Below are 14,348 nucleotides of genomic sequence, written 5' to 3'. Positions count from 1 at the left end.
TTTACAATTTTTCCATAGAAACTTCCGGGCTAAAAAACTAGGTATGCCATTTTTTACAAGTGTAGCAAAAATAGCTATGCCTAATAAAATTTACATAAATGGGAAAATACAAGGTTTAAGTTATATAAAAGAAGATACTACCTCACTTATTATTTTTAGAGAGCTATTTTTAGACGATTGTTATTATTTTGAAAAAATAAATTCCCCCGTCAATACCATTATTGATATTGGTGCCAATATTGGATTCTCAACTTTAGCTTTACATGCTAAATTCCCTAAAGCCACTATTCATAGTTTTGAGCCAAATCCTAATCTAAAAGTTCATTTTATTAAAAATTGCCCTAATAAAAATATCAATTTTTATAATAAAGCTGTAGGGGCTAAAAACTGTAAAATAAGCTTAATAGAACAAAAAAGGGAACAACAAATCGTAAGTGGACTTGGAGTATCTATTGAAGATGAGAAGGGCGGTATTGACCAAATAAATTTTGAAGAATTTGTCAATGGAATAGGTGTTGGAATTGATTTAGTAAAGATGGATTGTGAAGGGGCTGAATGGGAAGTTTTAAAGCTAAAGTGCTGGAATAAAGTTAAGATTCTTACTATGGAATATCATCTTTCTCCCAAAGAGAACAAAACCATGGAAAAATTAAAAGAACTTCTTCAATTAAATTTCAAAATTATAAAGCATAAAAAATTAGAGGAGAATAGTGGTATACTTTTATGCTATCATAAATCTATATGAAAATATCTATTTGCATTCCTACATATAACAGACGCGAATTTTTAGAAAAAGCTATTTTGTCTTGCTTTTTTGAAAGCAACTATCAATTCGAAATTTTAATAGGTGACGATTCGACTATCCCTAGTTTAAGTCAAAAGGATTTACAATCATTTTTGCCACAGAAAAATTATGAAATAAAATATTTCCACCACAAAAAAGCATTAAAGCAAAATAAAAATGTTGATTTTTTAATTAAACAAACTACAGGAGACTATTGTGTAATTATGCATGATGATGATTCTTTTACATCAGAAGGGTTGATATGTTTATTAAAAAAATTAGAAGAATTAAATTTTCCTAACAATTTAATTTTATATGGTAAGCAAAAAATAATAGATCAAAACGATATAGAGAATAAAAATGCAACAGATAACCTTAACCTTTCTTACCAAAGAAGTGTAACATTTGTTGGTTTACAAACTGATAACATAAAGGCAACACTTTTACAAAGATGCCCAAGTAATGGATTTTTGATATCAGGAGCTCAATTAAGAAAGTTGGGCTATAGAGATTATGAGACTGCTGGAGATGCTTGTGATATTGACTTGATAATAAGAGCAACAATCTTATATGACCTTAAACTGTACTTTGTCAATGAATTTGTTTCAAATTATAGAATAAGTAAGGATTCAATCTCTAAATTATCAAATAATAACGCTATAGTTTTTAAATATAAAATCTTAGATGAATTTGGCATAAACAAAAAATACCCTTCTCTGCACAAAAAGATTTTAACAGATGAATATATACTTTTATTTGGGAGTTATTTAAATCTTAAAAAATATAAAGAAGCAAAAGAATTCTATTTCTCTAAACAGTACCCTTTTTATAAAAGGTTTACTCCTAGAGGTATTTACCATTTAATTAAACTTGGTCAAGTTATCTTAAAGTAATTGAAAATTAGCATCATATCAAAATATTGGACTGGTGAGCATGATGGTGTTGGGGATTATTCTGCCCATTTATCTGAATTTCTAAAACAATACCACTCTCATCAAATTCAAATTTTTACATCTACAAATTACTCGGATGATAATATTAATATAAACAACTTACAAAGCATTAAAGAGAAATTTAGGTTGTTAAATGGCCTATTGAATAACCATTCCGACGTTATCATTTTACAATATGTAGGTTATAGTTTCCATCGAAAAGGGTTTCCTTTTTGGCTTGCGTTGCTAACAATTATACTTTCTCTCAAAAAGAAGCGTATTTTCACTATTGTACACGAAACTTACATTAGACCGGGACATTCCTTTAAAACAAAAATTTATTCATTACTTCAAAAACAATGTTTGTCCATTATATTAAAAAATTCGACAGTAGTATTTACTAGTATTGAAAGATACCTTAAACAATGCATTTTATTCCAAAAAAACAGTCATTTACTTAGAATTGGGCCTAACATAATACCACAAACAACTCACTTAAAAAAAAATGATACACGACCTTATTTTACTTTGTGGGGCAATCGTGATCACCACCAAGCGTTATCCATTTTTAAAGAATTTAATATACTTTCTGGTGGGCAATGTGATCTAAAAATAATTGGGAAATTATCTGATGATAATTTAAATATTATTGATCTATTTATAAAAAACGCACCCGAATTAGCCGCATGTATATATGTGCATGGTATTGTTGGAGAAAATGATTTAAGCATTATTTTATCTAATACAATTGGTTTACTACTTATAGAAAAACTTGAACAGAACTTTGGGGGTTTTAGTCTAAAAAGCGGGATTTCAGTTGCTGCAATAGTTCATAGAACATTAATTTTTAGTAATAAAGGGGATATGACTGATGGTTTTTTAAAGCATAAAGAGCATCTAATTTTTGTTCCGGAAAATAGCTCAATGGCAGCAAAACTTATATTAGAAACAATAAATAACCCAATGTTAATTAAAGATATCAAAAGTAATTTAGTTACTTTACAGCAAGAATTTGATTGGAAAAATATTGCAAATAAAATTAATGAACATATTTAAAAAAATAGTTCAACATTTAAAATACAAATATTGGCTGTATTGCAATGTTAACATCCCTCAGTATTACTATTCTCATAAATTAGGAAATAAAATTCATCAAGGACCTTTTAAGGGTCTAAAATATAATCTTAATAGTGTGGGTTCTGTTTTAACCCCCAAACTAATAGGCACCTATGAACATGAATTATCACATTTCTTTACTAAGGATTTCTTAAAAGATTATCATCTTTTTATTGATATAGGAGCTGCTGAAGGATATTATGTTTGCGGTGTAAAGTATCTTAATCCTTCATTACAAATTGCAGCCTTTGAGACTGAAAAAAAAGGTAGAAAGCAAATTGAAAGAAACTTAATGTTAAACAATTTGTGGATTGAAAATTCCATAGAAATTTTTGGCGAATGCACTTCAAAAAATTTAAGTGCGAGGCTTAGTCCAGATAAAACAACATTTATTTTGTGTGATATTGAGGGATACGAATATATTTTACTTGATCCAAAGGAAACCAAAGGTTTGAAATACTGTGATATCCTTATTGAGTTGCATCACGATATTTATCCAGATGTTTCAACAAAAATGAGGGAAAGGTTTTGTAAAACACATGATATAGTCACTATAAATAAAATTAATAAACAAGAATTGAGTTCTAAATTTAAAAATGAATTTATTATTAAGAATTTCACCTATTTAAGTAATGAATTTAGGAAAAATGAATCGTGGCTATTTTTAAGCGCTAAAACAAAGTGTAATGAAAATTTTAATATTTAGTCCCTCTTTTTTACCGGTTTTAGGTGGATTGGAAAATATGATGGACTTTTTAGCAAGAGGTTTAAGCGAACTTGGCGTCGAAGTAATTGTGATTACGCTTGTAGGTAATAAACCAATAGCAGACAATATAGAAACAACGCCCTATAAAACAGTAAGAAATCCAAGCATTTTTCAATTCTATAATTACTATAAAGAGTGTGATGCCTACTTAAACTTTAATATAAGTTTAAAAGGTTTGTGGCCTTTATTTTTTAAGAGAAAACCTTTTTTTGTGAGCCACCAAATTACCTATACCAACATAGATGGTAGTATAGATTTACTAGAAAGAATTAAAAGATACATTGCGAAGTTTAGTATAAACATTTATTGTAGTGAATTTGTGAAAGACTCACTAAATTTTAATAAGGGCTGTGTAATTGGAAATTGTTATAATGATCATCTATTTAAAAACTTAAGTAAACAAAGAGAATTCGACATTGTTTTTGTTGGTAGATTAGTTTCTGACAAAGGAGTAGATACATTAGTAAATGCACTACATCTACTAAAAAAAAATGATCATTTATGCCCAAGCTTAACAATTATCGGCACTGGACCTGAATTAGAAAATCTAAAAAACATTGTGTTTAGCTTAAACCTTAATCATCAAATCATTTTTTCAGGCAAACATATTGGCCAATCTTTAGTGAATTTATTGAATCAGCACAAATTAATGGTAGTGCCTTCTAAATGGAAAGAACCATTTGGTATTGTTGCGCTTGAAGGATTGGCTTGTGGTTGCGATTTAATGGTGTCTCAAAATGGTGGTTTGATCGAAGCTAGTGGTAAACAATCATTAAATTTTCAAAATGGAGATATTGAAAGTTTATATTTTCAATTAAAAACATATTTCACATCAAAAAACACTCTATTTGATAAATCTTCTGTTGAAACTCATCTTAAAAGCCATAGCATACTTTCAACTTCAAAAAAATATTTAGAATTTATCAAAAAGCATACTTCTTAATACTAGTTTATTAGTTATGGTCATAAATGAAATTGTTAAAACCGATGCGCTAAAAAAGAATATGTGGTTACTAGTAATGATGTTCACAATTACTACTTTTTCTGGTGCAATTAGAAAGTGGGTTTTCTCGGATTCTATTATTAGCACATTAATATTTGCAGTTCAATTAATTTGCCCTTTCCTAATCTATTACTTTCACAAAGTAAAGGAGCAAACCTTCGATGAAAAAAACAAAAAAATAGCCGATGTTTTAAAATTATACGGCATAGTATTAATTTTTGAAGCCTTTAATCCATTAAATGTAACCTTGTTCCATGGCGCTTTAGGTTTTATCTTACATTTTACTTTTTGGCTCATCATTCTAGTTTATTTACAATTTAGGAATTGGTTTCCTATTGAAAGATTATTCAAATTATTTTTATTCGCAAGTATTTTTCAATTTATCCTAGGTGCTTTTCAATACTCATTACCAGCCGAACACATATTAAATAAATACCTAGTGGAAGGGTCTGTTGAAGAAGCTGGTAAAGCTGCTGTTGGAGATTCAATTAGAGTAACAGGGACTTTTAGTTTTATTTCAGGTTTTGGTGCTTATATTATTTTCTATACCTTTTTTATTTGTGCATGTATGGTAAAAGAAAACTTTAATAGAATATTGTTAGGTTTTTTAATCACACTAGGTATTTATGGTTGCTTTATTTCTGGTTCTAGAGGAGTAACTGCTTTTTACATCATTGGTATTTTTTCTTTCATAATATTTTCATCTGACTTTTTAAAAAGTATAAGTCTTTTATTTCAAATTGTAGTAGGAGTAGCATTTATCATATTACTAAATGTTGGACTAAATGATCCTGTTAATTCTATAGAAAAACTAGATCAGGCTTATAGTAATTTTGAATCGAGAGTGGAAGATAATAAAGAAGAAGGTTCTTCTAGAGGTACAGAATTTATTGATGTAATTTTAGGATATAATGGTCCTTTCCCTTATTTCGGGGCTGGTCTAGGTGGAGGATATCAGGGGGCTAATGAATTATTTGGATATTCTCCTTATTTGAAAGGTATTCCACCTGAAGGCGAAGTTTGGAAGGTGATATTTGAGGGAGGATATTTATTATTAGCTCTAAAGATTTTCATGTTTTACAGATTACTGTATAATACTTATATTAATAAAATCTTTATGCTAATTATTATACTACTTATTTTTTCGACAGTTCCCATTGTTTATAATGTTTATAATTTGATGTACGTTGCGTTGGGAATATGCTATTTAGATAAGGTAATTTATTTACAGAAAAAGAAAAAATTAGAACTTGAATAAGAAGAAGATCCTTATTATCCATCCAGGGGTACAACACGCCTATCGTTTAGCCAATGCATTGGTTCTTTCTGATTTGTTTAGCAAGGTGAGCCTTTGTACTTGGTTTTTAATAAAACCTAAACATCCTTTAGCTAATTTCCGAGTCTTTAAAAAACGTGTAAAAGACATTGATAAAGAGGTCTCCCTCTCTATATTCCCCTTTTTTGAGCTACTGAGTTTATTGCATGAAAAATTGTACTTTTTACTTTTTCCAAAAAAGAAGTTTAGCAATTATAATAATATTCAGTACCTATGGAGCTATTTTTTTGGTATTTTTTTAGTTCCTTATCTATTTTTTAATAGAAAAAATACCGTTTTGGTTTTATATGACACTTGTGGCTGGCCTTTGAGTTTCTTTGCTAAAAAGTGGAAAATGTCTGTCGTAATGGATTTCCCTTCTATTAGTCACGAGAGTGCTATTGCCTTAGGTATACAAGAAACCAATTATGGAATAGCGCTAAAGTTAAAAGAAAGACAGTATATTGATTTTGCCCTGTATTGTTCTGATTTTGCAAAGGAAAGCTATCAAGAAAAAACATCTGAAGCCCTCCATTTTACCGCACATGTTGGCGCAGCACTACCCAAATTAGAAATTAATAAAATAAACTTTGAACAACCTGTTTTACAAATTGCTTTTATAGCCAATATGGAATTGAGAAAAGGACTTGATTTTTTATTGAATGTTATTAACAACTTAAAGATTCCATTTCAATTACACCTGATTGGGAAGATTTCTAAAAGTTGGGTATTAGATAGGTTAGATGAAAATAATTTAAGCAATGGAAAGGTAGTTTTTGCCGGCTCTTTTAATCAACCTAAACTGATACAGTATTTACAAGCAGAAAACATCCAATTACATATTTTACCAAGCAGATTTGATTCTTTTGGGATGGTAGTGCCAGAAACCATGATGTTAGGCATTCCTAATATTGTCTCTCCTTTTGTTGGAGCAGGCGAGAAAATCACTGATGGATTTGATGGCTTCATCATGCAAGAATTAAGCAGTGAAGCGCTAAATCATTCGATTTTAAAATTTTACCATTTAAGTTTATCGGAGAAAGAGCTCATAAGTAGAAATGCTTATGCACAATCAAAATTAATAAGTTGGGAGAAATACAATAACCAAATAAAAGTAGTGTTTTCTACTATTTTGACTACGATACGACCTAAAATTGCTTTCATTGTGACTCACCCTACACAGTTTGAAGTTCCATTTTTTCAATATATTTTTTCTCAAAAAGATCAAGTAAAGTTTGATGTAATTTATATTGGTACGGACAAGCAACTTCATTACGATAAAGAGATCAGTAGAAAAATTGATTGGGGCTTTGACCTCTTCGAAGGTTACAACTACCATATTACAAAATCAAGAAGTGATTTAAAAAAAATACTTCAGTTAAATGGATATGAACTCATCATTAGTAATGGATACAATGGAAAATATTTGAATATTTTAGATTTAATGTTTATTCACTCCAATAAACTAGCTTTAAGAACAGATTCAATATTAAGAAATCAACCTATAGCTTGGAAGTATTGGAAGCTCCCAATTTTAAAAATCGCCTTTAAACTATTTGATCATTTCTTAGTAGTAGGTAACCAAACAAGAGATTATATATTGGCATTAGGTAAAAAATCTAATCAGATTAATTTCTTTTCTTATTCAATTGATGAAAATAAGTTTAATAAAATCAATTCGCTAGAATTAAATAAACTGAAAAATAAACTCCAATTAAAAAATCATCAAAAAGTGTTTTTATGTGTTGCTAAATTGGTGAGTAGAGAAAATCCTATTGATGTAATTAATGCATTTATAAAATGTAATCAACCAGACTGGACACTTTTAATTATAGGCGATGGTAATAGTAGGCCTGATTTAGAAGCTTATTGTAAAAAAAGAGATGAAATAGATATTAGATTTTTAGGATATATTAATTACGTTAATTTACCTCTCTATTATCATTTATCAGATGTTTTCGTACATTCAACAAGAGAAGAAAATTGGGGTGTATCAGTACATGAAGCGATTGCATGTGATTGTACTGTGATTACCTCAGATACTGTAGGCTCGGCAACAGATCTCATTATTGAAGGTAAAAATGGTTTTATATATCCTTTTAAAGATGTAACTACTTTACAACAGAAAATGATAGCTTCTCTAGAATTAGACCCTAACGTCCAAAAAGAAGAAAATAGGAAGATTTTATTAAACTGGGGCTATGTAAAAATGTGGAACGAAATTAAACAGTCATTAATTTATAGATAAATTGTTTTCTGAAAATAAAAATTTAGCTCAAAAAAATCTAACGCTAGAGGCTTTAAGAGGCTTTTCTAGTTTTTATGTAGCTATCGGTCATTGGGTATTAAGTTACTCACCAATTCACCCATCAGTAAAATTTTTGTTTTCGTTTGGCCAAGAAGCTGTTATTATTTTCTTTATCCTCTCTGGTTATGTTATTCATACGTCTTGGACTCATAATATAAATAAGGATTTAAAATCCTATTTTATTAAAAGATTTAGAAGAATATATTTCCCGTTCATCATTGCATTAGGCTTATCATTAATCATTCTGCCTTTGTCAAAATTCACTTGGAAAGAATTTATTGGTAATTTATTGATGCTACAAGATTTCTCTAGTGGTAAACCAGGTGTCTTTGTGGATAGTTTTATGGGTAACGCACCTTTATGGTCGCTTTCATACGAATGGGGATTTTATCTTCTTTTCCCTTTTGTATATATAGCAATAGGAAACAAAGACTCTAGATTGTTTTATATCATGTTTATAAGCTTTATTTCTATGTTAGCTTACATATTATTCCCTAACCATTTATTTCTCATCCCAGCTTATCTAATTATTTGGTGGTGTGGCCTAGAGTTGTCTTCTTTAAAAACTATTTTATCAAATAAAACCTTTAATGTAAAAAGAGCTTTTATAGCTTTCTTTCCAATCCTACTTCTTTTAACAATTACAACAATATATAGACAAGTAAATTTCGGGGAATTTAGAGCGGGTGTATATCCCCTTTTGTTTTTAAGACACTTTACTTTTGCCTTCTTGTTTGTTTTTTTAGCTTTAAAAGGAGGAATGTTTAAACTTTTCATCAAAAGCATCATTTTTCCTTTCCACCACTTAGCCCCTATTTCTTATGGTTTCTATATTTTTCATTACATCATTTTTATTCAATGGAGCACAGGTATTAGTTGGTATTTCGACATCCCTTTAAAATTGATTATCGTCTTTGCTTTATCTTATTTGGTTGAAATAAAATGCCAACCAATTATTAATAGATATATCAAATAAAAAATAAATGAAAATCCTCCACATTACAGCTTCTTATAAACCAGCCTATATTTATGGTGGCCCTATTTATTCTGTGGCGGCATTGTGCGAAGCTTTGGTTGAAAGAGTCTGTAGTCCGCAGTCCGCAGTAAAGGAAGTACTGAATAAGGAACAAGGAGCAAAGAGCAAGGATAAATTGTCGGCAGTCGGCAGTCCGCAGTCCGCAGGATTAAGGAGCAAGGAAGAAAGATTAAATGCTTCGACAGTTGATGGTTCGCAGACTGTGGTATTAGAAGTGATTACCACCTTAGCCAATGGAAAGGAAGAGCTTCCTTATCCCTCTGGTGAACAAAAGATAGTAGAAGGTGTGCCAGTGAGGTATTTTAAAAGATGGACCAAAGACCATAGCCACTTCTCCCCTGCTTTATTATTTTGGTTATGGAAAAATGCCAAAAGCTATGAGGTGATCCATATCCATTCCTGGTGGAATTTGGTAAGTATGGGCAGTGTAGTCATTTGTTTACTAAGAGGAATTAAACCGATTGTTTCACCCCGAGGGATGTTGGGTGATTATACTTTTAGTAAAGGAAAGCGAGTTTTTCATCAACTATTAGGGATAAGATTACTGAGTGCTTGTCACTTTCATGCCACTACCCTAATGGAGGCAAAAGAGATTGCAGCATCGCTTGGCGGTGATTATTCAAAAGTGGAGATTGTGGATTTGATGGAGAAGTCCGAAGTCGGCAGTCCGGGGTCCGCAGTCCGAAGTCGGCAGTCTGAAGGTGGCAGTCCAGGTTCAGATTATGATGAGGTGAGAGGAAAGTCCAAGGCCGGCAGACAACAGCCAGCATATCTGGATGGTAAAATAGAGTCGGCGATAGGTAGTCGACAATCTAAAAGTAAAGCTGTTCGAATTTATGTGATTCATAATATTGTGAATTTTCCTGCCGTTTTACCTCAAAAAACAAGGGTATTTGATGGCACTTTAAAATTGATTTTCTTATCTCGGATACATCCTAAAAAAGGGATTGAATTATTATTGGATGCTTTAGCAGAGGTTTCTTTTCCTTTTTGCTTAACTATAGTGGGGGAAGGGGAAGAGGGTTATGTGGAAAACTTAAAGCTGAAAGCTGAAAGCTTAAGGCTGAAAGCTATGATAAATTGGTACGGTGCTGTTTATGGTGATGATAAGTTTAAACTTTTGGCAGCACATGATTTATTTGTATTGCCGTCTTATAATGAGAATTTCGCGAATGTAGTGATGGAGTCTTTAGCTATTGGAACGCCTGTTTTAATTTCAGATAAAGTTGGATTATGTGAATGGGTGAATGCAAACCATTATGGTTTGGTTCATCATCAAACTGTTGAAGCTTTAAAAAATGAGTTGTATCATTTTCATAAAAACCAATTGGCGATTAAACCCTTATTAAAAGATTTTTCATCTTTACGAGATAAATATCAATTGATGTACCATGCTTGATCGTTCTTTATCTATTATTATCCTCTCGTTTAACGAAGAGAAAAATATTGAAGCTTGTTTGCAAAGCATCTTAGCCTTAAACTGCCCGATATTTTTGGTAGATTCTGGTTCAACAGATCAAACCTTAGGCATTGTAGAAAAATATCCGGTTCAGGTATTTCATCATCCTTTTGAGAATTATGGTGCACAAAGAAATTGGGCTTTTGAGCATTTACCCATTCAAACGCCCTGGATTTTAAATATGGATGCTGATCATCGCATCACTCCTGAACTTGCCATTGAATTATTACAAATTTTTAGCAATACCATTTCTGAAGAAATTAAAGGTTTTTTAATTAGCAGAAGAACCTTATTTATGGGTAAATGGATGAAATATGGAGGGCATTACCCCGTTTATCATGCCATATTGTTTAGAAAAGGTTTTGGCAAATGCGAAGATAAATTGTACGACCAACATTTTGTGGTAGAGGGTACGTGTGAGACCATTAAAACCGACATGATTGATACTTTAACGGATTCTCTACAATCATTCACCGAAAGACATAATCGATGGTCGACCTTAGAAGCGGAAGACCAGTTTTATGGATATGCTGCAAAAAATACTGCACAGCTAGTACAAGCTAAGGCAAATGGGAATGCACAACAACGTCGTCGTTATGCTAAATCTTTGTACGAGAAATTTCCTTTGTTTATTCGGCCATTTGTGTATTTCATCATCAGGTATTTTATTAAACTAGGATTTCTTGATGGAGGACGGGGATTAATTTTTCATTTTCTACAAGGGTTTTGGTTTAGATTTTTGGTAGATGCTAAGATTTATGAGTTGAAGAAGAAACGTTTAGGTGAAATGAAGCGTTAACGATTGAAACGACATCCTTTTTTTGTGCGTTCTTCGACTCCGCTCAGAATGACAAAAAAAGATATAGTGGAAAGCGTGTTACCTTGCCTGCGGCTGGCAGGAAACGCCCAAATGAAATTGATTAAACCTAATTTTTTAGAGGTTTATAGTTTTTAGTTGGCATTGGCATAAAAGCAAATATTCTTATCTTCGCCATAGATAAAACAGATACAGCAATTTAACATCATACATGTATATCCTTGGAATAAACGCTTACCATGCTGATGCTTCAGCTTGTATTTACCATAACGACGTATTAATTGCTGCTTCTGAGGAAGAAAGGTTTAGAAGAATTAAACATTGGGCTGGTTTCCCTAAATCAGCGATTTCATTTTGCTTAGCAGAAGCGGGTATATCTATTCAAGAAGTAGATTATATTGCTGTTTCCAGAGATCCTAAAGCTAATTTCGGTAAGAAAGTGTTGACTGCTTTAAAAAACAGATTGAGTCTTTCTAATATCATTAACAGAGCTAAAAACCTCAAAAAAGCGGCTAACATAGAAGAAGAACTCTTGTCTTTCTTTGAATTAGAAAAAGGCAGCTTAAAAGCTAAAATAGTTAATGTAGAACATCATAGAAGCCATTTAGCCAGTGCCTTTTTCGCCTCTCCTTTTGAAGATGCGGCCTTACTTTCTATTGATGGTTTTGGTGATTTTTCTTCTACCATGATTGGTGTTGGAAAAGGGAATAAAATGGAAGTTTTAGATACGGTTTCTTATCCTCATTCTGCTGGGGTATTTTATACTACCCTTACCCAGTATTTAGGTTTTCCGCATTATGGAGATGAATATAAAGTAATGGGATTAGCGCCTTATGGGGAAGCTAAATATGTGGAGCAATTACGTGATATCCTGCTATTTAAAGATAATGGGCTATTTGAATTAAATCTAGCTTATTTTAATCACCCAAAGGCGGGTGTTCAAATGGTTTGGGAAGGTGGCATCCCACATATGGACAGTCTTTTTACAGATCATTTAGTCGATAAATTTGGACCAGCAAGGAAGCCGGAAGAACCACTAAGCCAATACCATAAAGATTTAGCTGCTTCGGTACAGCGCATCACAGAGGAATTGATTTTTCACATCTTAAATCACCTTCAAAAAAGAACCGGCTTAAAAAATATTTGTATTGCTGGTGGTGTGGCTCAAAATTCTGTAGCCAATGGTAAAATTATACAACATACTACTTTTGAAAACTTATACATTCCACCTGCGGGGCATGATGCGGGTACTTGTTTAGGTGCTGCACTTTGGGTTTATAACCAAGTATTAGATAAGCCCAGGCTTGCTCCTACTACCCATGGTTATTTTGGTAGTCAATTTTCAGATGAAGAAATCGTTAAAATTCTTGAAGAAAAAGACATCAAATTTGAAAAACTGGAAGGCGATGCACTTTTCAATAGGGTTACAGATTGTTTGATTAACTCGGGCGTAGTAGGCTGGTTTCAAGGAAGAGCAGAGTTTGGGCCTAGAGCTTTAGGTCATCGTTCTATCATAGCCGACCCAAGAAGAGCTGATGCTAAGGATATTTTAAACGCTAAAATTAAGCGTCGCGAATCTTTTCGTCCTTTTGCCCCTTCTATTCTCAAAGAATATGTCAGCGAATATTTTGAAGTCACTGATGAGGTTCCTTTTATGGAAAAAGTGTTCCCTATTAAAAAAGAGAAACACGCTGAAATACCTGCGGTAACTCATGTAGATGGAACTGGTCGTTTGCAAACGGTAGATCAATTGGTAGAGCCTAAGTATTATGGTTTAATTGAGAATTTCAGACAAAAAACAGGGGTTCCTATTTTATTGAATACCTCTTTTAATGAGAATGAGCCTATTGTAAATACTCCTCAAGAAGCACTGGCTTGCTATTTAAGAACAAAAATGGATATGTTAGTGATGGGAAATATTGTGGTGAGCAGGGTTTAATTCCAAGGTTGTCAGGCTGAGCGGAGTCGAAGCCTTTTGATTGTGGTGCCCTTCGACTCTCCTACTACTTACCTTTTTTAATTATCTAATTTTCAGCTATTAATATCGCATGGTCAGCTAAAGCGAGCCTGCTGAGACAGAATCGGGACAAGCTGCTCAGGGTGACATTCTACTAAAACCACTACTGTTGTCAGGCTGGGCGGAGTCGAAGCATAGGCCATCAACATGTTTGGTCTTACAAAGGATTGTATTCCAATTGGAATATAGGTTTCAAATTCAGCTTCAGAAATAGCCTGACAAACCAAAGTACACCATTAAATCCCGCCTTGGCGATTGCGGTGGTGATGCAGTACAACTTGTAGAAACTTTGTAGCAAGCGGCGTAGCGGTGGCATTTTGTTACTTTTTTGCTAAAGAATCTTGCGTACGCATGCTTGAGGGCAATTAAAAACATATAAAACTTGCGAAAAAAGTAATAGGCCTCCGCGGCTAATGAGCGGCATAAATATGAATTGAAAAATTGAATTTCATTAAAACAGTATTTTGCCAAAAGCTCAAGCCTCTCCGTCCCTAATGGCGGGACAAGCCTAGTTCTTTTTTCTTGATAAAAAAGTAACCAAAAAATCAAGGCTGAAAAGCCTTTGTTCGGGATAGCTCCACAAATCTTTGAAGCAACAATCCAAGTCGTGGGTATGGCAGTGCAAGCATAAAGTTTCTACACCACTTTTACGGATTGTTTGGAGCTTGTGATAGGCGAAAGGCAATTCAAAAGATTTATGGGTTCTCCCTCCAAATCCTTTAAGGCCATCCTTGCTTTGTTGCTCTGCATATCGGCTTTGCAAAGCCGCAAATAATGAATTTAACTCAACCCAAA

General features: G+C 32.5%; 11 protein-coding genes. All 11 read left to right on the top strand.

Features of this window, described 5'->3' with window-relative positions; all coding sequences use genetic code 11:
- Nucleotides 1-43: 43 nt before the first annotated feature.
- The 11 genes from FA046_RS05740 (at nt 44) to FA046_RS05690 (ending at nt 13,475) form a co-directional block, all read left to right on the top strand.
- A complete protein-coding gene (locus tag FA046_RS05740) occupies nt 44-745 on the top strand; it encodes an FkbM family methyltransferase (RefSeq protein WP_169303310.1) in 702 nt (233 codons plus the stop codon).
- Nucleotides 742-1,677: a glycosyltransferase family 2 protein gene (locus tag FA046_RS05735; RefSeq protein ID WP_136825435.1), complete on the top strand. Its 936-nt coding sequence runs from the start codon at nt 742-744 to the stop codon at nt 1,675-1,677. Before FA046_RS05740 ends, FA046_RS05735 begins: the two co-directional genes overlap by 4 nt.
- Nucleotides 1,678-2,772: a glycosyltransferase gene (locus FA046_RS05730; RefSeq protein WP_136825434.1), complete on the top strand. Its 1,095-nt coding sequence runs from the start codon at nt 1,678-1,680 to the stop codon at nt 2,770-2,772.
- Nucleotides 2,759-3,538 (top strand): class I SAM-dependent methyltransferase, encoded by a 780-nt coding sequence (locus tag FA046_RS05725; RefSeq protein ID WP_136825433.1) that lies wholly within the window; start codon nt 2,759-2,761, stop codon nt 3,536-3,538. Before FA046_RS05730 ends, FA046_RS05725 begins: the two co-directional genes overlap by 14 nt.
- Nucleotides 3,519-4,541, top strand: a complete 1,023-nt coding sequence (locus FA046_RS05720) for a glycosyltransferase family 4 protein (protein WP_136825432.1) — start codon at nt 3,519-3,521, stop codon at nt 4,539-4,541. The genes FA046_RS05725 and FA046_RS05720 overlap by 20 nt, the downstream gene beginning before the upstream one ends.
- Nucleotides 4,542-4,557: 16 nt before the next feature.
- Nucleotides 4,558-5,859, top strand: coding sequence for an O-antigen ligase family protein (locus FA046_RS05715; protein WP_136825431.1), 1,302 nt, complete (start codon nt 4,558-4,560; stop codon nt 5,857-5,859).
- On the top strand, nt 5,852-8,164 hold the full coding sequence (locus FA046_RS05710) for a glycosyltransferase (RefSeq protein WP_136825430.1): 2,313 nt from the start codon (nt 5,852-5,854) through the stop codon (nt 8,162-8,164). Before FA046_RS05715 ends, FA046_RS05710 begins: the two co-directional genes overlap by 8 nt.
- Nucleotide 8,165: 1 nt before the next feature.
- Entirely contained in the window at nt 8,166-9,200 is a 1,035-nt protein-coding gene (locus FA046_RS05705; protein ID WP_169303309.1) for an acyltransferase family protein, read from the top strand.
- A gap of 7 nt (nt 9,201-9,207) precedes the next feature.
- A complete protein-coding gene (locus FA046_RS05700) occupies nt 9,208-10,659 on the top strand; it encodes a glycosyltransferase (RefSeq protein WP_136825428.1) in 1,452 nt (483 codons plus the stop codon).
- Nucleotides 10,652-11,518 carry a glycosyltransferase family 2 protein gene (locus FA046_RS05695; RefSeq protein WP_136825427.1) on the top strand — a complete coding sequence of 289 codons (867 nt, stop codon included), beginning with the start codon at nt 10,652-10,654 and terminating at the stop codon, nt 11,516-11,518. Before FA046_RS05700 ends, FA046_RS05695 begins: the two co-directional genes overlap by 8 nt.
- Before the next feature lie 229 nt (nt 11,519-11,747).
- Nucleotides 11,748-13,475 carry a carbamoyltransferase family protein gene (locus tag FA046_RS05690; RefSeq protein ID WP_136825426.1) on the top strand — a complete coding sequence of 576 codons (1,728 nt, stop codon included), beginning with the start codon at nt 11,748-11,750 and terminating at the stop codon, nt 13,473-13,475.
- The last annotated feature ends 873 nt before the right edge of the window (nt 13,476-14,348 follow it).

It is taken from the genome of Pedobacter cryophilus, assembly GCF_005116455.1.
Taxonomy (GTDB): Bacteria; Bacteroidota; Bacteroidia; order Sphingobacteriales; family Sphingobacteriaceae; genus Pseudopedobacter; species Pseudopedobacter cryophilum.
Note: the sequence above shows the minus strand (reverse complement) of the source record. Positions and strands in the feature narration are given on the sequence as shown.